This is a genomic window from Acidiphilium rubrum, from assembly GCF_900156265.1.
GTDB lineage: Bacteria > Pseudomonadota > Alphaproteobacteria > Acetobacterales > Acetobacteraceae > Acidiphilium > Acidiphilium rubrum.
Genome location: NZ_FTNE01000003.1, coordinates 139,261 through 160,508 on the forward strand (window position 1 = coordinate 139,261; position 21,248 = coordinate 160,508).

A 21,248-nucleotide genomic window follows, 5' to 3' on the forward strand; every position below is an offset into this window, starting at 1 on the left:
GCAACCGGTCTTTTTCGCGCCAATCCGATCTGCGCGTTGATCTGAGTGCCATCTGTGACTTCCCCGCACGGATTTTGGATTTTACCGTCCGGACCTACCTGGGGATCGACGCAATCCTCCTCGATCGTTTCAATGACTGCCCGCGCCCGCAACGAATGGCGCGGGTTTTCACCGCAGGCATGCAAACGGCACGATCCGCCTCCGCGACATTTTGCGACTCACGGCGGGGCATTGCGCGCGATCCGGCTGCCACCGGGGCCGCGAATCGGCTGGCCCGTACCCGTGCGTTTGGGGTGGACCGGGCGGCTCAGATAGTTCACAACGCGCCTGATGGAGACCCGCATTGAGCGTCTGTGCATGGAAATCGGGCTCAAAATGACCGGCCCGCGCCGCGCCATTGCACGTATCCTGTCCGAAGCGAACGACCATCCCGATGTCGATGAACTGCACCGCCTGGCCCACACGCTCGACCCGCGCATCTCACTCGCTACCGTCTATCGGACCGTGCGCCTGTTCGAGCAGCACGGCATATTGGAGCGGCGCAACCTCGGCAGCCGGCGGGCGCGCTATGAAATGTCGGGCGATCGCGATCATTTCCATCTGGTCGACCAGGAAAGCGGCAAGGTCATCGAGTTCGACGAGCCGGAAACCGAAATCCTGATGCGGCGCGTCGCCGCACGGCACGGCTTCGAGCTCATGTCGCTCAAGATCGAATTGTTCGGCCGCAAACTCCGGGCCGAGGCCGGTCCGCTTGACGCCACGGCACCGGCGACCAGCCCGCCGGACAATATGCGTACCGCCGCCAAGAGTGCTGCCGAATGACCGCCGTGCTCGCGATCGGCCAGGAGCCGCTGTTCGAGGAGTTGCGCGCCGGCAATCTGGGCGTCCGCCTCGCCACCACCGCCGATGAGATCGATGCCGCCCAGGCGCTGCGGTTCAAGGTGTTCTACGAAGAGCTCAGCGCCCGGCCCGATGCCGGCACCCTCGCCAGCCGGCGCGACCGGGACCAGTTCGACCCGATCGCCGATCATTTACTGGTGATCGATCACGACATCGGGGATGATGCCCGTGGCGTGGTCGGCACCTACCGCCTGATCCGCCAGGAGGCCGCCGACAAGATCGGCCGGTTCTACTCGGCCGATGAATACGATCTGACCCTGTTGGAGCGGTTCCCCGGCCGGTTGCTCGAACTCGGCCGCTCCTGCGTCGATCAAACCCACCGCTCGCGCGCGGTGATGCAGCTGTTATGGCGCGGCATCGCGGCCTATGTGTTTCAGCACGGCATCGAGCTGATGTTCGGTTGCGCCAGCCTGCAGGGCACCGATCTCGATGGGCTCGCGGCCGACCTGACCTATCTCTACACCAATCACCTCGCCCCCGAGCCGATCCGGCTGCGCGCGGTGGCGGATCGCTACGTCGACATGTGCCGGCTCGACCCCGCCGCGATCGAGCCGCGCCAGGTGCTCGCCGGCCTGCCGCCGCTGATCAAGGGCTATCTGCGCCTCGGCGGTTTCGTCGGCGACGGCGCGGTGATCGACTGGCAGTTCAATACCACCGACATCGCCGTGCTGGTGAAAACCGACCTCGTGACCGAAAAATACTACCGTCATTATGCAAGATGAGCCGGATGGACGCTGAATTGCCGGCCTGACGGTTGGCCTCCGGCGCGCTGCGCGCTATGCGTGCGCACCGATAGCGAAGAGCAGATTGGACCTATGGCCGAAGACGACACGCCGATCCCCGACAGCCTGTTGCCCTACGATGTATGGACCGAGGAGGCGTTGCGCCTGGTCGCGGTGCGCGCCCTGCAGCACGCCGCGCGCGAAGGCATGCCCGGCGGGCATCATTTCTACGTGACCTTCGATACCCGGCATCCCGGGGTGGTGATGCCGGATCGTCTGCGCGCGCAATACCCCGAGGAAATGACCATCGTGCTGCAGCACCAGTATCGCGACCTGCTGGTCGATGAGGCGGAGCGCTGGTTTTCGGTGAAACTCTCGTTCGGCGGCGTGCCCTCCACCCTGCAGATCCCGGTCGCGGCGCTGACCGCCTTCGCCGACCCCGAAGTGCGGTTCGGCCTGCAATTCGCGCTGCACGGCAACACCGATATCGAGCCTGAGCCGCCGGCACCCGAACCGCAAGCCGAGCCGGCGCCGCCGGCCGAAAGCGGCCCCGCCGAGGTCGTCAGCCTCGATGCGTTTCGCCGCCGGCCGCCCGCCAAGGACTGAACGACAGAGTATGGAGCATTGGGGATCGCCATGAACGCCATTGTGAAAAAGACCGCCGATTTCGCCTTCTCCACCATGTTTCCGCTGGGGCATGACGATACGGTGTGGCGCAAGCTCGACCTTGCCGGCGTCACCACAATCGAGGCGGGCGGCAAAACCATCGTGCGGATCGCGCCCGAAACGCTCTCCGCCCTGACGTTCGAGGCGTTTCACGAGGTGTCGCATCTGCTGCGCCCGGCCCATCTGCGCCAGTTGCGGACCATCCTCGATGATCCCGAAGCGTCGCAGAACGATCGCTATGTCGCGATGGAATTTCTCAAGAACGCCAATATCGCGGCCGGCGGCGTGCTGCCGATGTGCCAGGACACCGGCACCGCCATCGTGTTCGGCAAAAAAGGCCAGCGCATCTGGGTTGATGGTGACGAGGAAGAAGCCTTCTCGCACGGCGTCTATCGCACCTTCACCGAAACCAATCTGCGCTATTCGCAAATGGCGCCGCTGAGCATGTATGACGAGGTCAACACCGGCACCAACCTGCCGGTGCAATGCGATATTCTGGCCGCGTCCGGCGACTCCCACGCCGAGGAGTTCGACCTCATGTTCGTCGCCAAGGGCGGCGGATCGGCCAACAAGAGCTTTCTCTATCAGGAAACCAGGGCAATCCTGAACCCGAAGAAACTCATAGAATTCATTGAAACTAAAATAAAAACACTGGGTACCGCCGCCTGCCCGCCCTATCACCTCGCCATCGTGATCGGCGGCACCTCCGCCGAGGCAACAATGAAGACCGTCAAGCTCGCCTCGACCAAATGGCTCGACGCTCTGCCGACCACGGGCGATGCCACCGGCCACGCCTTCCGCGATCTGGCGCTCGAACAGGACATTCTCGACCTCACCCGCCGCATCGGCATCGGCGCGCAATTCGGCGGCAAATATTTCTGCCACGATGTCCGCGTCGTGCGCCTGCCGCGCCACGGCGCTTCGCTGCCGGTCGGCATCGGCGTGTCGTGCTCGGCGGATCGCCAGATCAAGGCGAAAATCACCAAGGACGGCGTCTTCCTCGAACAGCTGGAAACCGAACCCGCGAAATACCTGCCGGAGGTGACCGATACGCATCTCGGCGGCGACGTCGTGCGGATCGACCTGACCCGCCCGATGCCCGAAATTCTCGCCGAACTGTCGAAACACCCGGTCAAGACCCGCGTCGCCCTCACCGGCACCATCGTGGTGGCGCGCGACATCGCCCACGCCAAGCTCAAGGAACGGCTCGATCGCGGCGAAGGCCTGCCCGACTACCTCAAGGACCATCCGGTCTATTACGCCGGCCCCGCCAAAACGCCGGAAGGCATGGCGACCGGCAGTTTCGGCCCGACCACCGCCGGGCGGATGGATAGCTACGTCGCCGAATTCCAGGCGGCCGGCGGCTCGCTGGTGATGCTTGCCAAAGGCAACCGCTCGCGTGCCGTGCGCGATGCCTGCAAGGCGCATGGCGGCTTCTACCTCGGCTCGATCGGCGGCCCCGCCGCCGTGCTGGCGCGCGACAACATCCGCCATGTCGAAGTGCTGGAATATCCCGAACTCGGCATGGAAGCGGTCTGGAAAATCGAGGTGGAGGACTTCCCGGCCTTCATCGTGATCGACGATAAGGGCAACGATTTTTTCGCGGACTTAGTATGAAATTCACCATCGACCGGATCGACCACGTCGTCCTCACCTGCAGCGACCTCGGCGTCACCGCCGATTGGTATGAGCGCGTGCTCGGCATGGAGCGCGAGGAATTCGGGCCGGACAAGCGCATCGCACTCCGCTTCGGCGCGCAGAAAATCAACCTGCACCAGGCCGGTAATGAATTCAGCCCGCACGCCGCCAAACCACAGGCCAGCGCGCTCGACATCTGCTTCATCACCGCCCTCGGCACCGAGGATATCGTCAGGCATCTCGGCGAACAGGGGGTCGACGTGGTCGAAGGCCCGGCGCCGAAAACCGGCGCGCTGGGCGCCATGCGTTCGGTGTATTGCCGCGATCCGGACGGCAATCTGATCGAGATTTCCAGCTATCTCGAAGGATGAACCTGGCGGATTTCGACTATGCGCTGCCGGCCGAGCGTATCGCGGCCGAACCGGCGCGGCCACGTGACGCCGCACGCCTGCTGCACGTCACCCAGGCAGAACTGCACGATTGCCGGATCGCTGACCTGCCCGAACTGCTGCGCCGCGGCGATTGCCTCGTCGTCAACGACACGAGGGTCATCCCCGCCCAACTGACCGGCCGGCGGGGCGATGCCGTCATCGGCATCACGCTCGATCGCCCGATGGATGATGGCACCTGGCGCGTCCTGCTGCGCAACGCACGACGGGCACGACCCGGCGAGATCATCACGATCGATCGCGGCGAAGGCCTCACCGCCACAGTGGTCTCGCGCGCGGATGACGGCGCGGCCCGGCTCCGCTTCAACGCCGAGGGCGATGCGTTCCGCACCGCGCTCGATGCCGCCGGCGCCCTCGCACTGCCGCCCTACATCCCGCGCGATGCCAGCGTGACCACGCAAGATCAGGCCGATTACCAGACGATGTTCGCCGCCCATGAAGGCGCCGTCGCCGCCCCGACCGCCGGGCTGCACTTCACCCCGGCCCTGCTCGAAGCGCTGGCCGCGAAAGGCATCACCACCGCCCGCGTCACCCTGCATGTCGGCGCCGGCACCTTCCTGCCGGTCCGCACCGAAACGCTGGCAGACCATCGGATGCACGCCGAACGCTGCATTATCACCGCCGCCACCGCCGCCACCATCAATGCCGCCCGCACTGCCGGCGGCCGCATCGTCGCGGTCGGCACCACCAGCCTGCGCGTGCTGGAAACCGCCGCCGCGGCGGATGGCACGATCATGCCCTGGTCCGGCGAGACCGATCTGTTCATCCTGCCCGGCTACCGGTTCCGCGCGGTCGATCGCCTGCTGACCAATTTCCACCTGCCCCGCTCGACCCTGCTGATGCTGGTCGCCGCCTTCGCCGGGCACGACCGCATCAAAACCGCCTATCAGCACGCTATCGCGCAGCACTACCGCTTCTATTCCTATGGCGACGCCTGCCTGCTGGAGCCGGCATGACCGAATTTGCCTTCACCCTGCTCGGCCAGGATGGCGCCGCCCGGCGCGGCCGCATCACCACCGCGCACGGCACCGCGCAAACCCCGGCGTTCATGGCGGTCGGCACCGCCGGTACCGTCAAGGCGATGACCGCCGATCAGGTCCGCGCCACCGGCTCGGAAATCGTGCTCGGCAACACCTACCACCTGATGCTGCGCCCGGGGGCGGACCGCGTCGCTGCACTCGGCGGCCTGCACCGCATGATGGACTGGCCCGGCATCATCCTCACCGATTCCGGCGGATTCCAGGTGATGTCGCTCGCCAAACTCCGCAAACTCGATGAAATCGGCGTTACCTTTCGCTCGCATATCGATGGTTCGGCCCATCACCTCACCCCGGAATCCTCCACCGCCATCCAACACAAGCTCGACGCCACCATCACCATGGCGTTCGACGAATGCACCCCATTCCCCGCCACGCCGGATGAAGCCGCGGCCTCGATGCGCCTGTCGATGCGCTGGGCCGCCCGCTCGCGCGCGGCCTTCACGCCCCGCCCCGGCTACGCCCAGTTCGGCATCGTCCAGGGCGGCATCTACCCCGATCTGCGGGCGGAATCCGCCGCCGCCCTCACCGCGCTGGGCTTCGAAGGCTACGCGATCGGCGGCCTCGCGGTCGGCGAAGGCCAGCCAGCCATGTTCGAAACCCTCGACGCCACCACCCCGCTGCTGCCTGCCACATCACCCCGCTACCTGATGGGCGTCGGCACGCCGGATGACCTGCTGGGGGCGATCGAACGCGGCGTCGACATGTTCGATTGCGTGATGCCCACCCGCGCCGGCCGCACCGGCCGCGCCTACACCGCGCGCGGCGTGTTCAACCTGCGCAACGCCCGCTTCGGCGACGATGCCACCCCGCTCGACCCCGCCTGCACCTGCACGCTCTGCACCCGCCACTCCGCAGCCTATCTGCATCATCTGTTCCGCTGCGAGGAAATGCTGGGCCCGATGCTGCTGACCGGGCATAACCTCACCTATTATCAGGCGCTGATGCACGGCGCGCGCACGGCGATCGAACAACACCGCTTTGCTGCCTACGCCGCCGCCGCGCGGGACGGATGGAGACAGACCCATGACTGACGAACGCTACGCCGGCCTGCACCAGCTCGGCCACTACACCAAAGCCCCGGAAACCCCCGAACAGGCCGAACTCGAACGCGTCGCCGCCCCCGCCCAAGGCAGCGCCTACGTCATCCGCTTCACCTGCCCGGAATTCACCTCGCTCTGCCCGATGACCGGACAGCCCGATTTCGCCCATATCGTGCTCGACTACATCCCCGATGCCTGGATCGTCGAAAGCAAATCCCTCAAGCTGTTCCTCGCCTCGTTCCGCAACCACGGCGCGTTCCACGAAGCCTGCACCATGATGATCGCCGAACGCCTGACCGATCTGCTCGCCCCGCGCTGGCTGCGCATCGGCGCCTATTGGTATCCGCGCGGCGGCATCCCGATCGATGTGTTCTGGCAGACCGGCGCCCCGCCCGAAGGCGTCTTCCTGCCCGATCAAGGCGTCGCCCCCTATCGCGGCCGTGGCTGAGGCGCAATCGCTCAAGGCCGCCATCACCACAAGCGCCGCGGCACTCGGCTTCGATGCGATCGGCTTCACCCGCGCCACCCTGACCGCGCAACACCGCGCCAACCTCGATGCCTACCTCGCCGCCGGCCACCACGGCACCATGGCGTGGCTCGCCGAACGCACCGCCCAACGCGCCGACCCCGCCACCCTCTGGCCCGAAGCCGTCAGCGTCATAGCACTCGGCCTGTCCTACGCCCCGGCCGGCGATCCGCTCGCCACACTCGCCCGACCCGATCGCGGCAATATCTCGGTCTACGCCCGCAACCGCGATTATCACGACATCATCAAAGGCAAACTCAAACACCTCGCCCAGTTCATCACCGCGCGCGCGGCCGCCGGCATCAAGGTCTTCGTCGATACCGCCCCCGTGATGGAAAAACCGCTGGCCGCCGCCGCCGGCCTCGGCTGGCAAGGCAAGCACACCAACCTCGTCTCGCGCACCCACGGCTCCTGGCTGCTGCTCGGCGAAATCATGACCACGCTCGACCTGCCGGCCGATGCACCCCACGCCGATCGCTGCGGCTCCTGCACCAAATGCCAGGCCGCCTGCCCGACCGATGCCTTCCCCGCGCCCTACCAGCTCGACGCACGGCGCTGCATCTCCTACCTCACCATCGAACACGAAGGCCCGATCCCGCAGGCACTCCGCCCCGCCATCGGCAACCGGATCTACGGCTGCGATGATTGCCTCGCCGTCTGCCCCTGGAACAAATTCGCGAGCCTCGGCCGCGAAGCCAAGCTCACCGCCCGCGCCGACCTCATCGCCCCGCCGCTCGCCGCCCTCGCCACCCTCGACGATGCTGGCTTTCGCGCCCATTTCGCCGGCGGCCCGATCAAACGCATCGGCCGCCGCCGCTTCGCCCGCAACGTCGCCATCGCAATCGGCAACTCAGCCGATCCCAGCCTCGCCCCCAGCGCCGCCCACCTCGCAACCGACGCCGATCCCACCGTCGCCGAAGCCGGCAAGTGGGCGCTCCACCAATTGCAAAATCTCTAATTTGAAGCTGGAATCGGGCGGATAAATCATCTATCCCCGAAGCCGATCACAAAAAGGATGCACCGGTGTCTCAATCATTCCGACCGAAAACCCCCGGCTGGGTCGATGAATTCAAAACCTTCCTCCTCCGTGGCAACGTCGTCGACCTCGCCGTCGCCGTCGTCATCGGCGCCGCCTTCACCGGCATCGTCTCCAGCCTGGTCGCCAATATCATCAACCCCCTCATCGGCCTGCTGACCGGCGGCGTCGATTTCTCGAATCACTTCATCACCCTCAAAGGCACCGTCGCCCCCACCCTCGCCGCCGCCAAAAAAGCCGGCGCCGTCACCCTCAACTACGGCCTGTTCATCAACGCCATCATCAACTTCGTCATCGTCGCCTTCGCGATCTTCTGGATGGTTCGGCTGATCCAGAAACTCTACCGCAAACCACCCCCGCCACCCGCCGTCGAACCACCCCCCACCGCCTCCGAAACCCTGCTCACCGAAATCCGCGACCTGCTGAAATCGCGCCCTACGGTTTGAGGTTAGGCGCTGGATAGCAAGCAAGGCCAGGGGCTCTGCCCCTGGACCCCGCTAAGGGCTTAGCCCTTAGAACCTCTTAGTTTTAGGCAAGGGGAGGGCTGTCCAGGCCAGACACATGACAAGTGCGAGGCAGCGCCCTCCCCTTGCCTAAAACTAGGGGATTTTAAAGGCTCCGCCTTTAACGGGGGTCCAGGGGGCAGAGCCCCCTGGCCTTCCTTCCTTCCTCAGCGCCCCACCCCAACCCGTCAGGCCCGAGTCCGCCGTTCGATGGCAGCGTGGCGGTCGAGGAGGGCTTGGGCGCGGCGGACGACGGGGATGTCGATCATGCGGCCTTCGAAGGTGATGGCGCCGGAACCGGCGGCGGTGGCTTTGGTGTAGGCGTCGACCAGGCGGGCGGCGTGGTCGAGTTCGGCGGGTTGCGGGCGGAAGCCCTCGTTCAGGATCGCGACCTGACCGGGGTGAATGACCGAGGCGCCGGCGAAGCCGAGGCGGCGGGATCGTTCGATCGTGGCGCGGAACTGATCGAGATCGTTGAAATCGGCGACGGTGCCGAGAAAGCCGAGCGGCAGGATGCCGGCGGCGCGGGCGGCGAAGATCGCCTGTTGCTTGGGAAACAGCAGCCCTTCGGCTTCGGGCAGCATCCCCACCGCCAGGGCGAGGTCTTCCGAGCCGACGGTGATGCCGACAAGGCGGGGGTGCGCACGTGCGATGCTTTCGGCACGAAAGATGCTGCCCGGGGTTTCCAACATGGCGATCAACCTGGTGTGGCCCGGCGTCATGCCGCGTTCCGCCTCGATTTCATCGATCGTCTCCGCGATCAGGCGCAGGTGATCCGCGCTTTCGATTTTCGGCAGCATGAGTGCGGTGACCGCGGGCATGATGGCGGCTTCGAGGTCGGGGATCAGTGCGCGCCAGGGGCGATTGACCCGCACGATCACGTCGGCGCCGCCGGCAGCGACGCTTGGTGCGGCGGCGGCGATCAGTCCGCGCGCGCGCGGTTTTTCGGCGGCGGGGATGGCATCTTCGAGGTCGAGAATGATCGCATCAGCGCCGCGCTTCGCGGCACCTGCAACGAAGCGCTCGACCGTAACAGGCACGAACAGCATGGAGCGCCAGATCGGCAGTTGTGTTGGGGCGGGAAAGCTCATGATCGTTCCTCGGTGCTGCCGCGCCGCCGCATCATTGGGCAGGGGCTGCGACCTGTCTATAATGAATTCAGAGCATGAGGGAGCATTGGGATGACGGACACTGGGTTGCATGAAAAACGCTATGAGCCTGATGCGCCGGCGCCGCTCAAGGACATTCGCGTGCTCGACCTGTCACGTCTCGTCGCGGGCAATGTGGTCACGCATGTGCTGGCCGATTTCGGTGCCGATGTCATCAAGGTGGAAAACCCCAAGGGCGGCGATGATCTGCGCAACTGGCGCGTCGAGGATATCGCGACCCATTGGAAGGTGTATGCCCGCAACAAGCGCAGCCTGGCGCTCGATTATCGCGATGCGGAGGGGCTGGCGCTGTTGTTGCGTCTGGCCGCGATCGCGGATGTACTGGTCGAGAATTTCATCCCCGGCAAGCTTGAGCGCATGGGTCTGGGGCCGGATGTGCTGTTCGCCGCCAATCCGCGCCTGATCGTGGTGCGGATTTCCGGCTGGGGCCAGACCGGTCCGTTCGCCGGGAAGCCCGGCTTCGGCAGTCTGGTCGAGGCGATGTCGGGCTTCGCGACCATGAACGGCTTCCCCGATCGTCCGCCGGTGCTGCCGCCGCTCGCCCTCGCGGACATGATCACCGGCCTGTACGGTGCCACCGCCATCATGATCGCGCTGCGCCATGTCGAGGTCGCGGGCGGTGCCGGGCAGGTGATCGACCTGTCGCTGTTCGAAAGCATGTTGAGCGTGCTCGGGCCGCAGGCGGCCAATTACGCGCTCACCGGCACGGTCCCCGCCCGCCACGGCAGCCGCTCCGGCACCACCGCCCCGCGCAACGTCTATTGCTGCGCCGATGGCAAATACGTCGCTTTATCCGCCTCGATGCAGGTCATGGCCGAACGCCTGTTCCGCGTGATGGGTCGGCCCGACCTGATCACCGACCCGCGTTTTGCGACCAACACCGCCCGCGTCGCCAATAACGACATCCTCGACCCGATCGTCGCTGCCTTCATGGCCGCCCACACCCAGGCCGAAGCCCTCGCCGTGTTCGAACAGGCCGGCGTCACGGTCGGCCCGGTGTGCGATCCGGCGGATTTGATGGACAGCGCATTCATCCGCGAGCGCGAAGCCCTGATCAGCCTGCCTGACGCCGACATGGGGCGTTTGCCGATGCACAACATCCCCGCCCGTCTCTCGGCAACGCCGGGTGCCATGGCAAGGCCGGCCCCCGCGCTCGGCGCGGATACCACGGCGATCCTGCGCCTGATCGATGTCGATCCGGCCACGATCGAAACCTTGCAGGCACGCGGCGTGCTCAAGGCAACCGCGCCCGACCAACCCTAACCCGGCGTGGCGCCCGCCCGCGTCACCTTCACCACCGCCTCGTTGCGCCGCAGGAACGGCAGCGTCCAGGGCGGGTCATAGAACCACGCGGCAGGCTCGCCGGCCGGAGTCCACGCGCTCGATTTCAGGGCCGCGAGCAACCGCGCCTGTTCTCGGGCGACCGATGTCTGGTTGGGCACGCCGGAGAAGCGCAGCGCGGCGTAATCCTCGGCCGGCACCGTCACCAGATGCACCTTGGAATCGTTCGGCACCGGCAGAGTTTCCATCGTGTAGCCGGCGGGCATGTAGAATCGAATGGTCCACGCATCAGGCCCGCTCTGCGACTGATCGACCGGCGCGGTCATGGCGATCTTTTCGGATGGCGCGTCGGAGGCCTGCGCGACCGGCGCGGTCATCGCGATTTTCGCGCGCGTTCGGTTGCCGCCGAAAATATAGCCGGCGAGGCGGCGAAACCCCTGGCTGCGGGCGTGATAGACACTGCCGTGAACCGTGGTTTCCGCGGCAATCCGGGGCGCGTACTGGCGAATCTGCACCGCGCCCACCGTGCCGATCACCCGGTACTTCGGCTCAGGCGTGCCGCTGCGAATGCCGACCACCGAACAGGCGCTGAGCGCCACACTCATCAACGCGGGCGCAATCAGGCGTGGTTTCATGTCGTTTGCCTCCATGACAGGAGAGATATGGGGATCAACGCCGAAAAATCATCGCATCCGCATCAATCCGCCGCTCCCAGCCTTCGCGCTCCAGTTCCGGCGTCCGGTGCGCGTCCTGCGGATAGCCGATGCAGAGATACCCGATGAACTGCCAGCCCGCCGGCACATCGAGCGCCGCGGCGATCGCGCCGGGGTCAAGGATAGACACCCAGCCGAGCCCGATGCCCTCGGCCCGCGCCGCGAGCCAGAGCGTGTGGATCGCCATGACCACCGAATAGGCGATGGTCTCCTTCATGGTGCGCCGGCCCAGGCCGTGGCCGGTGGCGGGATCGGGTTCGGCGAACACGCCGATATGGCAGGGCGCGTCGTCGAGCCCGGCGAGTTTCAACCGCGCATACAGCGCCGCCCGCTCATCGTCATAGCCCAGCCGAGCGGCGTCGTTGCACGCAACGAAATTATCCCGCACCCGGCGCCGCCGCACCGGATCATCGACCAGCACGAACCGCCACGGCTGGCTGAACCCGACCGAGGGGGCCAGGCAGGCGATGGCGAGCAGCCGTTCGATGGTTCCGGGCGGCAACGCATCGCGCCGGAAATGCCGCACATCGCGCCGCAGGGTGAACAGCGCCTCGAGCGCTGCGGCAAACTCCGCCCCGAATTCCGCCGCGCAGCCAGCAGTGCCAAACTGGTCTATCATGTCGGCCATGGCTTCACCCCCCTGCCCGCTTGCGCTGATCCGCCACCCGCAACCCGCCATCGCTGCCGGCCTTTGCTACGGCCGGCTGGATATCGGCCTGACCACAGCGGGCCATGCCGCCATCACCCCGATCATCGCACAACTCGCGGGCCATCCGGCGAGCATCGTCCTGACCAGCCCAGCCCAGCGCTGCCGCATCCTGGCCGAGGCGCTGGGTGCGGCGCGCGGCATCCCGGTTGAGACCGACCCGCGCCTGCAAGAACTCGATTTCGGTGCTTGGGAAGGTGTGGCATGGAACGATGTGCCGCGCGCCGCCCTCGATGCCTGGGCGGCATCGCCCGAAACTTTCGCCCCGCCCGGTGGCGAGAGCGGTGCCGCGCTGCTCGCCAGGGTCACCGCCGCCTATCATGATTGCCTGATCCGGGCGCGCCCCGCCATCATCGTCTCGCACGGCGGCCCGTTGCGGCTGCTGCTCGCGCTGGCGAACGGCACCAGGCCCGATCTGCTGACGCCCGCGCCGCCGCTGGGGTCGATCACCCTCATCGCAGACCCGGCCAGGTCGATGCCAGCAGGCTGAGGACCAGAATTTCGGTGCCGATGTCGATCGCGCCGAGCGTATCCCCGGTATGCCCGCCGAGCCGCGCGGTGACATACCGCGCCCACAGCCGCGCTGCCGCACCGCTGAGCATCGCCGCCAGCACGGCGGCCCAGAACGGCACCAGCACCAGCGCCGCCACCACCGCGATCGCTTCCGCCAGAAGCGCCGGTCCCGCCGGAATTACCCCCATGCTCGCCGCCAACCCATCGGGCCGGGCGAACGCGGTGCGCCGCTGCACCACCACCATCGCCGCGCGGCCGAACGCGCCGGCCACCATCAGCGCCGCCATCACCCGCCAGGGTCCCGCGATGCTCCCAATCGCCGCCAGCCGCAGCGCGACCGCCAGCACCAGCCCGATCGCGCCATAACTGCCGATCCGGCTGTCGCGCATGATCGCGAGCCGCCGCGCGATCGTGCCGCCGCCGCCCAGCCCATCCGCACTATCGGCCAGCCCATCCTCATGCAGCCCGCCGGTCGCGAGCACGCTGACCACCAGCGCCCAACCGGCCGCGAGCCAGGGCACCATGCCGAGCCAGAGCGCCAGCGCATAAACCACCCCGGCGATGCCGCCCACCGCCAGCCCGACCACCGGATAGGCCCAGACGCTGGCGGCATAATCGACCATCGCGGGAGCCGGCAACGCCGCACCCAGCGGCAGGCGGGTCAGCAGGCCGAACGCGGCGGCCATCTGGCAAGCGGCGGTGTTCATGCCCGGTCCGTCACGCCCGCTTCGGCAAAACTCGCCATGCCGGCGTGGCACGCCAGCGCCGCCCGCACCACCGGCACCGCCAGCGCCGCGCCCGAAGCCTCGCCCAGTCGCATCCCCAAATCGAGCAGCGGCACCATCCCCAGCGCTTCCACCAACCGCCGATGCCCGGCCTCGGCCGAGGCATGCGCGATCATCGCATGATCCAGCCCACCCGCCACCAGCCGCGCCAGCGGCGCCGCGGCGGCGGTGCACACGAATCCATCGAGCAACACCGGCACATGATGCACCCGCGCCGCGATCACCGCGCCCAGAATCGCCGCCAGTTCCCGCCCGCCCAGGCACGCAGCCGCCGCCAGCGGATCATCCAGCACGGCCCGATGCCGCGCCAACCCGCGATCGATCGCATCGCGCTTACGGCCAAGCCCGGCATCGTCGATGCCGGTGCCCCGCCCCGCCCAATCCGCCCCATCGCCGCCGAACAGCGCCGCCGCCAGCACCGCCGCCGCCGTGGTATTACCAATACCCATCTCACCCAGGCACAGCAGATCGGCGCCGGGATCGACCGCGTCATACCCCGTCATCACCGCCGCCTCGAACGCGTCCGGCGTCATCGCCACATCGGTGGTGAAATCGCCGGTCGGTGCCTCCAGCGACAGCGGAATCACCCGCAGCGCCGCCCCGGCCAGAAGCGCCAGTTGATTGATCGCCGCCCCGCCCGCCGCGAAATTCCCAACCATCTGCGCCGTCACCGCCGGCGGATAGGGCGAAACCCCCTGCGCCACCACGCCATGATTGCCCGCGAACACCAGCACCTCCACCAGGTCGAGCCGCGGCATCGCCCGCCCCTGCCAGGACGCCAGCCACGCCGCGATATCCTCCAGCCGCCCCAGGCTGCCCGGCGGCTTGGTCAGCGTCGCCTGGCGCGCCCGGACGGCGGCGGCGGCGGCCTCATCGGCTGGCGGAAAATCCGCGCAACGGGCTCGAACGGCGGCAAAATCGGTCATGGCGATCCTCGGTCAACGGAAGCGATCAGATGAAAAAAAGTGCCGGACACGCGCCCCCGCCGCCCGCCCTCCGGCCCGCGCGCGGCACCCAGCGCATCGTGCATCATGGCGAACGGCGCATCGTCGCCCGGCGCGGTCACGCTGGCATAATGAAACTCATGGCCCCGCACCACCGCCCCGGCCGCGCCCAACGGCCCATCGGCACACAAAACCGCCTCGCGATAGCCCAGATGCAGCCGGCGCCGCGCGAAACTCGTCTCATGGCCGAGCAGCCCGGTCATCGCATGGCGCACGCCATCCGCATCCTCCAGCGCCACCCCCAGCACCATGAACCCGCCGCACTCGCCATGCACCGGCCATCGCGCCGCGAAATCGCGCAACCCGGCCTGAAACCGCCCGGCCGCGGCCAGTGCCGGCGCGTGCAATTCCGGATACCCGCCGGGCAGCCAGCACGCATCGCACCCATCGGGCGGCGCCTCATCCGCCAGCGGCGAAAACGCCACGATCTCAGCCCCCGCCGCGCGCCACCCCGCCACCACATGCGGATACATGAAACTGAACGCCGCATCATCGGCCAGCGCAATCCGCTGCCCCGGCGGCGGCACCGCCGCAGCACTTACCCCGCCACCATCCTCGATCACCCCAGCCGCCGCCAGCAACCCATCGATATCGCATTCCCGCTCGGCCCGTTCGCCCAACCCCGCGCAATAGCCCGCCAGCCCATCCTGCTCGCGCGCCTGCACCAGGCCCAGGTGCCGCTCCGCCAAACTCAACGCCGGATCGCGCGGAATGCTGCCGAACACCGCAACCCCGGCCCGCGCCATCGCCGCCACAATCCCGTCGCGATGCCGCGCGCTACCCACCCGGTTCAACACCGCCCCCGCCACGCGCACCGCCGGATCGAACCCGGCAAACCCCACCGCGACCGCCGCCGCCGATTGCGACTGGCCCGAAACATCGAGCACCAGCACCACCGGCAGCCCGAACCGCGCCGCGATATCCGCCGCCGCCCCCCGCCGCAGCGCCGCCTCGCCCACCCCGTCGAACAACCCCATCGAGGCCTCGATCAGCAGCACATCGGCATCCCGCGCCTGCGCCACCAGAATCGCCCCCAGCAAATCCGGCGTCATCGCCCAACTGTCCAAATTAACTCCGGGATGCCCCGAAGCCGCCTGATGAAACGCCGGATCGATATAATCCGGCCCCGATTTCGCACAGCGCACCTTGAGCCCGCGCCGCCGCAGCGCTGCGGCCAGCGCCAGCGTCACCATCGTCTTGCCGCTGCCCGAACGCGGCGCCGCAATCACCAACGCCCGCGTTTTTGAGGCAAGCGTCATCGCGCCATCGCCTCCAACGCCGGCAACAATTCCAGCAGCCGCGCCCGCGACGCCACCACCTGCCCGATCACAATGATCGCCGGCGCCGCAATCCCCTCGATCGTCACGCGCTCGGCAAGCTGCGCCAGATCCGTCACCAGAATCCGCTGCTCCGCCAGCGTCGCCGAGGCGATCGCCGCCGCCGGCGTCGCCCCGTTCAACCCGCCCGCCATCAGCGCCGCCGTGATCGAGGCCAGATTGGTCATCGCCATATACAGCACGATCGGCTGATCGAGCCGCGCCAGCGCCGCCCAATCCATCCCGTCCGCCCGGTCGGCACCATGCCCGGTCGCCAGCACCACCGCCTGATTGACCCCGCGCAACGTCAAGGGAATCAACGACGCAGCCATGCTCGCCAACCCCGAAGTGAGGCCCGGCACAATCCGAAACCGCACCCCCTGCGCCGCCAGCGTAAACGCCTCCTCGCCGCCCCGCCCGAACATGAACGGATCGCCGCCCTTCAGCCGCAACACCCGCCGCCCCGCCCGCGCCAGCGCAATCAACTGCGCCGTGATATCCGCCTGCACCGCCGATGGCTTGCCGCCCCGTTTGCCCGCCGGAATCAACTCGGCCCCCGCCCGCGCCAACCCCAGCACGCGCGGATCGATCAACGCATCATGCACCACCGCATCCGCCTGCCCGAGCCCCGATAGCGTCAGCAACGTCAGATGCGCCGGATCACCCGGCCCGGCACCGGCCAGCCAGACCTCGCCCGGGTTCAGGCGTGGCAGATCGGTCATTATCCGGTCCAGGCTGGTCATCGGCGAAATCCATCATCCAATAAGAAGCAAGCACTTCTTTTTTTGGAAAAAAAGAAGCAAAAAAACGTTTCGACCTTGAGTGATTGCTGCGGAAACCGTCCGTGCGTCATTGCTGTGTGACTTGTTGGGCGTCCACGGGTATATCCACCTCTGTGACGAACCGGACGCCGCTCCGCCGTGGCTGGACCACGGGCGCCTGTGCGACCGCCGCGGCCAAATCCGCCTGCGCGGCGCTGCTCACCGGCGCCTTCCCCGATCCCGTCACCATCACCCTGCCCAACGGTGCCACCACCAGCTTCACCCTCGCGGAGGCCGCCCGCACCGCAACCACCGCGACCGCCGCCATCGTGAAAGACGCCGGTGACGATCCGGATGTCACCCACGGCGCCCTGGTCCGCGCCACCATCAGCGCTGCCACGCCCGGCGCAGGCATCATCTTCCGCGCCGGCGAAGGCGTCGGCACCATCACCCGCCCCGGCCTGCCCATCCCGCCCGGCGAACCCGCCATCAACCCCACCCCGCGCGCCATGATCCGCCAGGCGCTCACCGAAATCGCCGGCCCCAACCCCGATTTCATCGTCGAAATCGCCATCCCCGGCGGTGCCACCCTCGCCGAACACACGCTCAACGCCCGCCTCGGCATCGTCGGCGGCCTCTCGATTCTCGGCACCACCGGTATCGTCATCCCGTTCTCCTGCGCCGCCTGGATCGACAGTATCCACCGCGGCATCGATGTCGCGCGCGCCTCCGGCATCACCCACATCGCCGGTGCCACGGGCCGCACCTCCGAACGCGCCGTCCAAGCCCTGCACCATCTCGAAGACACCGCCCTGATCGAAATGGGCGATTTCGCCGGCGGCCTGCTGAAATACCTCCGCCGCAACCCGATCCCCCGCCTCACCATCGCCGGCGGCGTCGCCAAAATCACCAAACTCGCCCAAGGCAGGCTCGATCTCCATTCCAGCCGCAACGCGGTCGACCGCACCGCCCTCGCGTCGCTCGCCCACACCAGCGGCGCGCCCGCCGCCTTCACCGCCACCATCCTTGCCGCCAACACCACCGCCGAAATCTTCGATCACGCCACCGCCACCGGCCTCAACCTCGGCGATACCGTCGCCCGAGCCGCCTGGCACACCGCCGCCGCCGTGCTCGCCCCCGCCGCGATCGATCTCGAAATCATCCTGTTCGACCGCACCGGCGCCATCGCCGGTCGCGCCGGATTCGCGCCGGTTCACGAGTTATCCCCCGCCGATGAGCGAAACCGCCGGTCATAAGCCGCATCATACAAGGCACTCTCCCGCGCCGCACCACCCGCCAGACCCGGCCCCACCAATATCACTGCCGTCCGCTCGACCTTATCACCCGCCAGCACCGCCTCGATCGTGCCCAAATTCGCCCGCACGATCCGCTGATCCGGCCAACTCGCCCGCGCCACCACCGCGACCGGACAATCCACCCCGTAAAACGGCACCAGCCGCGCCACCACCGCCCCAATCGCATGGATCGCCAGATGCACCGCGAGCATCGCCCCGGTCCGCGCAAACCCTTCGAGCGTCTCACCCGCCGGCATCGCCGAAGCCCGCCCGGAAATCCGCGTGATCACCAGACTCTGCGCAATCTCCGGCAAGGTCAGCTCCTGCCCCAGCGCCGCCGCCGCCGCCGCAAACGCCGGCACCCCCGGTGTCATCGTGTAGTCGATGCCCAGCCGCTCCAGCCGCCTGATCTGCTCCGCCACCGCCGAATACAGCGACAAATCCCCCGAATGCAGCCGCGCCACATCCAGCCCCGCCGCCGCCGCCGCCGCAAACTCCGCCTCGATCTGATCAAGGCTCATGGGCGCGGTATCGACAATCCGCGCCCCCTCCGGGCAATGCGCCAGCATCGCGCGCGGAATCAACGAGCCCGCGAACAAACACACGCGGCACCGCGCCAGAATATCGCGCCCGCGCAACGTCAATAAATCCGCCGCCCCCGGCCCCGCGCCGATGAAATGCACCGTCACGACGCCTCACCCCGCGCCAACGCGCACGTCGCCCCATCGCCTGCAATCCGCGCCAGCACCAGCCGGCCCTGCGCCCCCGCCACCGCCAACGCGCATCCTTCCGCGACCGATGCCACACCCACCGCCGCCGCCACCCGCGCCGATCGCGTCACGCACCGCGCCTGCGCCAAATCCAGCGCATCGGGCTCGACCCAGACCATCGCCACATCCAACAATCGCGCCGCCGCCGCCACGCCCGCCTCATCCATCTTGAACCGCGGCGCCGCCAGCACATCCACCCGGCACCCGGCCAACCCCGCCGCCCGCGCCACCAGCGCCACGATACCAGCCGCATCGCACCCCGCCCGGCAGCCGATCCCCGCCACGATCACGGCTTCACCCCGCGCCACTGCGTCACCGTCATCGCCGGGCGAAACCCGTGCAGCCCGCCCACCGGATCGAGCCGATCGATCGATAACCGCGTCAACGCCCCGCCATACTCCCGATGCGCCGCGAACAGCACGGCCTCGGTCTCGATCGTCACCGCATTCACCACCAGCCGCCCGCCCGCCCGCAGCGCCGCCCAGCACTGGCCGATCAACCCATCCAACCGCGCCCCACCGCCGATGAACACCGCATCCGGCGCAGGCCACAAATCATCGATATCGTCAGGCGCCGCCCCCTGCCGCACCTCGAACCGCGGCACCCCCAGCGTCAGCGCATTATCCCGCGCCCGCGCCGCCCGCACCGCATCCCGCTCCAGCCCGATCGCCCGATTGGCCGGATGCGCGAGCAACCACTCGATCGCGACCGAGCCCGACCCGCAGCCGATATCCCACAGCAAATCCCCCGGCACCGGCGCCAGCGCCGCCAGCGTCGCCGCCCTGATCTCGGATTTGGTGATCTGCCCGTCATGCGCGAACCACCCATCCGCCAGCCCGGCCACGCGCGGCATCCCCGCAGCACCCGCCACCTCGATCGCCAGCAAATTCAGCGGCCCCACATCATCCGGCATCCGATCCGCCGCCACCACCCGATGCCGCTCGCAAGGACCGCCCAGCGCCTCCAGCACATGCACGCGCGATGCCCCAAATCCCCGCGCCAACAGCACCGCGGCAACATCGCCCGGCGTCGTCGCATCGGCGGACAGCACCAACAGCCGCGCCCCGTCATGCAGATGCGGAATCACCCGCGCCACCGGCAGGCCGCAGCACGAAATCACCGGCGTATCCTGCAACGCCCAGCCCAGCCGCGCCGCTGCCAGCGACACGCAGGACGCGACCGGCAGGCACACAAACTCCCCCCGCGCGACATGCGCCGCCAACACCGACCCCACCCCATGAAAAAACGGATCACCCGAAGCCAGCACCACCACCGGTTGCCCCCGCCGCGAAAAAATCGCCGGAAACGCCTGATCCATCGGCCGCGGCCAGACCATGACCTCGCCCGTGATCAACCCCGCCGCCAGCCGCAAATGCCGCGCACCGCCCACCACCAGCGCCGCCCGCCCGATCAAGCCGCGCGCCGCCCCCGACAACCCATCGACACCATCCTCCCCGATCCCCAGAATGCTCAGCCATGGAACCAAGCTCATCGCTGCCCCTGCGCACCCTCATTCTCGGCGGCACCACCGAAGCCACAAATATCGCCCGCGCGCTCGCGCACGAACCCACGATCGCCGCCACATTGTCGCTGGCCGGCCGCACCGCCGCGCCAATCCTGCCGCCCATCCCCCATCGCATCGGCGGCTTCGGCGGCATCGCCGGTCTGGTCGCCTACCTCCGCACCACCGAAACCGCAGCGATCATCGACGCGACCCACCCCTTCGCCGCCCAAATCAGCGACCACGCCTGCCAGGCCGCCGCCCTTACCGCCACACCAATCCTGCGGATCGACCGCCCCGCGTGGCGCGCCGAACCAGGCGACCAATGGACGCACGTCACCACCATGACCCAGGCGGCCGATGCGCTCGGCCCCATGCCGCGCCGCGTCTTCCTCACCATCGGCCAGCAAGACCTCGCGCCGTTCCGCGCCGCCCCCTGGCACGACTACATCATCCGCAGCGTCGATCCGCCCGCCGCCGCACTGTGCCCGCCAAACGCCGAACTCATCACCGCCCGCGGCCCGTTCACCGTGGCGGGGGAAACCGCCCTGCTGCAAACCCACCGGATCGACATCATCGTGACAAAAAACGCCGGCGCCGCCGCAACGTCGGCCAAACTCACCGCCGCCCGCACCCTCGGCATCCCGATCATCATGATCGCCCGGCCAAGCCTGCCACCCTGCCCGACCGTGCCCGACGCCGATGGCGCGCTGGACTGGCTGAAACGCGAAGTCAGCACGGCGCGCCAGGCGAGCATCGCAGTAAAACGAAGTGAGAAGACTTCTTTTTTTGAAAAAAAAGAAGCAAAAAAACTTTGATCCATTGGGCTCGTGCCGCTGAAACCGCCCATGCCCCAGATAAACAAAAGTTTTTTGCTTCTTTTTTTCAAAAAAGAAGTCTTCCCCTACCCGTCC

24 protein-coding genes are annotated in these 21,248 nt (G+C 67.8%); 14 read left to right on the forward strand and 10 right to left on the reverse strand.

The genetic code is table 11. From position 1 onward, the window contains the following. Positions 1-330 precede the first annotated feature (330 nt). The 10 genes from BW994_RS03575 (at position 331) to mscL (ending at position 8,463) form a co-directional block, all read left to right on the forward strand. Positions 331-822 (forward strand): Fur family transcriptional regulator, encoded by a 492-nt coding sequence (locus tag BW994_RS03575; RefSeq protein ID WP_076454365.1) that lies wholly within the window; start codon positions 331-333, stop codon positions 820-822. Further along, positions 819-1,622, forward strand: a complete 804-nt coding sequence (locus tag BW994_RS03580) for a GNAT family N-acetyltransferase (protein WP_029310862.1) — start codon at positions 819-821, stop codon at positions 1,620-1,622. The genes BW994_RS03575 and BW994_RS03580 overlap by 4 nt, the downstream gene beginning before the upstream one ends. A 93-nt stretch (positions 1,623-1,715) precedes the next feature. Then, positions 1,716-2,228: an SspB family protein gene (locus tag BW994_RS03585; RefSeq protein WP_029310863.1), complete on the forward strand. Its 513-nt coding sequence runs from the start codon at positions 1,716-1,718 to the stop codon at positions 2,226-2,228. Between the two features lie 30 nt (positions 2,229-2,258). Next, on the forward strand, positions 2,259-3,905 hold the full coding sequence (locus tag BW994_RS03590) for a fumarate hydratase (RefSeq protein ID WP_029310864.1): 1,647 nt from the start codon (positions 2,259-2,261) through the stop codon (positions 3,903-3,905). Next, positions 3,902-4,297: a VOC family protein gene (locus BW994_RS03595; protein ID WP_029310865.1), complete on the forward strand. Its 396-nt coding sequence runs from the start codon at positions 3,902-3,904 to the stop codon at positions 4,295-4,297. Before BW994_RS03590 ends, BW994_RS03595 begins: the two co-directional genes overlap by 4 nt. Further along, positions 4,294-5,331, forward strand: a complete 1,038-nt coding sequence (gene queA, locus BW994_RS03600) for a tRNA preQ1(34) S-adenosylmethionine ribosyltransferase-isomerase QueA (RefSeq protein WP_029310866.1) — start codon at positions 4,294-4,296, stop codon at positions 5,329-5,331. The genes BW994_RS03595 and queA overlap by 4 nt, the downstream gene beginning before the upstream one ends. Continuing rightward, a complete protein-coding gene (gene tgt, locus BW994_RS03605; protein ID WP_029310867.1) occupies positions 5,328-6,446 on the forward strand; it encodes a tRNA guanosine(34) transglycosylase Tgt in 1,119 nt (372 codons plus the stop codon). Before queA ends, tgt begins: the two co-directional genes overlap by 4 nt. After that, positions 6,439-6,903 (forward strand): preQ(1) synthase, encoded by a 465-nt coding sequence (gene queF / locus BW994_RS03610; RefSeq protein WP_029310868.1) that lies wholly within the window; start codon positions 6,439-6,441, stop codon positions 6,901-6,903. Before tgt ends, queF begins: the two co-directional genes overlap by 8 nt. Then, positions 6,896-7,939 (forward strand): tRNA epoxyqueuosine(34) reductase QueG, encoded by a 1,044-nt coding sequence (queG, locus tag BW994_RS03615; RefSeq protein ID WP_029310869.1) that lies wholly within the window; start codon positions 6,896-6,898, stop codon positions 7,937-7,939. The genes queF and queG overlap by 8 nt, the downstream gene beginning before the upstream one ends. Before the next feature lie 65 nt (positions 7,940-8,004). After that, positions 8,005-8,463 (forward strand): large conductance mechanosensitive channel protein MscL, encoded by a 459-nt coding sequence (gene mscL, locus BW994_RS03620; protein WP_029310870.1) that lies wholly within the window; start codon positions 8,005-8,007, stop codon positions 8,461-8,463. Between the two features lie 245 nt (positions 8,464-8,708). On the opposite strand, the gene BW994_RS03625 is transcribed toward mscL, so the two are convergent. Continuing rightward, entirely contained in the window at positions 8,709-9,611 is a 903-nt protein-coding gene (locus tag BW994_RS03625; RefSeq protein WP_035228098.1) for an HpcH/HpaI aldolase/citrate lyase family protein, read from the reverse strand. 90 nt (positions 9,612-9,701) lie between these two features. Here BW994_RS03625 and BW994_RS03630 point away from each other — a divergent pair, with 90 nt between their 5' ends. After that, entirely contained in the window at positions 9,702-10,952 is a 1,251-nt protein-coding gene (locus BW994_RS03630) for a CaiB/BaiF CoA transferase family protein (protein ID WP_029310872.1), read from the forward strand. On the opposite strand, the gene BW994_RS03635 is transcribed toward BW994_RS03630, so the two are convergent. Together BW994_RS03635 and bluB are read right to left on the reverse strand one after the other, a co-directional pair. After that, complete coding sequence (locus BW994_RS03635; protein WP_245594052.1) at positions 10,949-11,605, reverse strand: SOUL family heme-binding protein; 657 nt, start codon at positions 11,603-11,605, stop codon at positions 10,949-10,951. The genes BW994_RS03630 and BW994_RS03635 overlap by 4 nt on opposite strands. A 34-nt stretch (positions 11,606-11,639) precedes the next feature. Then, positions 11,640-12,302, reverse strand: coding sequence for a 5,6-dimethylbenzimidazole synthase (bluB, locus tag BW994_RS03640; protein ID WP_051657176.1), 663 nt, complete (start codon positions 12,300-12,302; stop codon positions 11,640-11,642). Positions 12,303-12,309: 7 nt separating this feature from the next. On the opposite strand from bluB, the gene BW994_RS03645 reads away from it, so the two are divergent. Further along, positions 12,310-12,879, forward strand: a complete 570-nt coding sequence (locus tag BW994_RS03645; RefSeq protein ID WP_051657170.1) for a histidine phosphatase family protein — start codon at positions 12,310-12,312, stop codon at positions 12,877-12,879. Here the strand turns inward: BW994_RS03645 and BW994_RS03650 are convergent. The 4 genes from BW994_RS03650 to cobA are packed head-to-tail and all read right to left on the reverse strand — an operon-like array spanning position 12,842 to position 16,750. Next, positions 12,842-13,609 (reverse strand): adenosylcobinamide-GDP ribazoletransferase, encoded by a 768-nt coding sequence (locus BW994_RS03650; protein ID WP_035228109.1) that lies wholly within the window; start codon positions 13,607-13,609, stop codon positions 12,842-12,844. The two genes, BW994_RS03645 and BW994_RS03650, sit on opposite strands and share 38 nt — an antisense overlap. After that, positions 13,606-14,613 (reverse strand): nicotinate-nucleotide--dimethylbenzimidazole phosphoribosyltransferase, encoded by a 1,008-nt coding sequence (gene cobT / locus BW994_RS03655; protein WP_029310877.1) that lies wholly within the window; start codon positions 14,611-14,613, stop codon positions 13,606-13,608. Before cobT ends, BW994_RS03650 begins: the two co-directional genes overlap by 4 nt. After that, positions 14,610-15,950, reverse strand: coding sequence for a cobyrinate a,c-diamide synthase (locus BW994_RS03660; RefSeq protein WP_029310878.1), 1,341 nt, complete (start codon positions 15,948-15,950; stop codon positions 14,610-14,612). The genes cobT and BW994_RS03660 overlap by 4 nt, the downstream gene beginning before the upstream one ends. Beyond that, positions 15,947-16,750, reverse strand: a complete 804-nt coding sequence (cobA, locus tag BW994_RS03665; protein ID WP_051657171.1) for a uroporphyrinogen-III C-methyltransferase — start codon at positions 16,748-16,750, stop codon at positions 15,947-15,949. Before cobA ends, BW994_RS03660 begins: the two co-directional genes overlap by 4 nt. A 152-nt stretch (positions 16,751-16,902) precedes the next feature. Here cobA and BW994_RS03670 point away from each other — a divergent pair, with 152 nt between their 5' ends. Continuing rightward, positions 16,903-18,024, forward strand: a complete 1,122-nt coding sequence (locus BW994_RS03670; RefSeq protein WP_051657172.1) for a cobalt-precorrin-5B (C(1))-methyltransferase — start codon at positions 16,903-16,905, stop codon at positions 18,022-18,024. Here the strand turns inward: BW994_RS03670 and cobM are convergent. From cobM to cbiE, 3 genes are read right to left on the reverse strand one after another with little or no spacing between them, the layout of a single operon-like run. After that, the gene (gene cobM / locus BW994_RS03675) at positions 17,982-18,752 is read right to left on the reverse strand and encodes a precorrin-4 C(11)-methyltransferase (RefSeq protein WP_029310881.1); all 771 of its coding nucleotides are present in this window, start codon (positions 18,750-18,752) and stop codon (positions 17,982-17,984) included. The genes BW994_RS03670 and cobM overlap by 43 nt on opposite strands. Beyond that, entirely contained in the window at positions 18,749-19,141 is a 393-nt protein-coding gene (locus BW994_RS03680; RefSeq protein ID WP_245594053.1) for a cobalamin biosynthesis protein, read from the reverse strand. Before BW994_RS03680 ends, cobM begins: the two co-directional genes overlap by 4 nt. Then, positions 19,120-20,325: a precorrin-6y C5,15-methyltransferase (decarboxylating) subunit CbiE gene (gene cbiE / locus BW994_RS03685; RefSeq protein ID WP_029310883.1), complete on the reverse strand. Its 1,206-nt coding sequence runs from the start codon at positions 20,323-20,325 to the stop codon at positions 19,120-19,122. Before cbiE ends, BW994_RS03680 begins: the two co-directional genes overlap by 22 nt. On the opposite strand from cbiE, the gene BW994_RS03690 reads away from it, so the two are divergent. After that, positions 20,310-21,152 (forward strand): cobalt-precorrin-6A reductase, encoded by an 843-nt coding sequence (locus BW994_RS03690; protein ID WP_081849003.1) that lies wholly within the window; start codon positions 20,310-20,312, stop codon positions 21,150-21,152. The genes cbiE and BW994_RS03690 overlap by 16 nt on opposite strands. Positions 21,153-21,248: the final 96 nt, after the last annotated feature.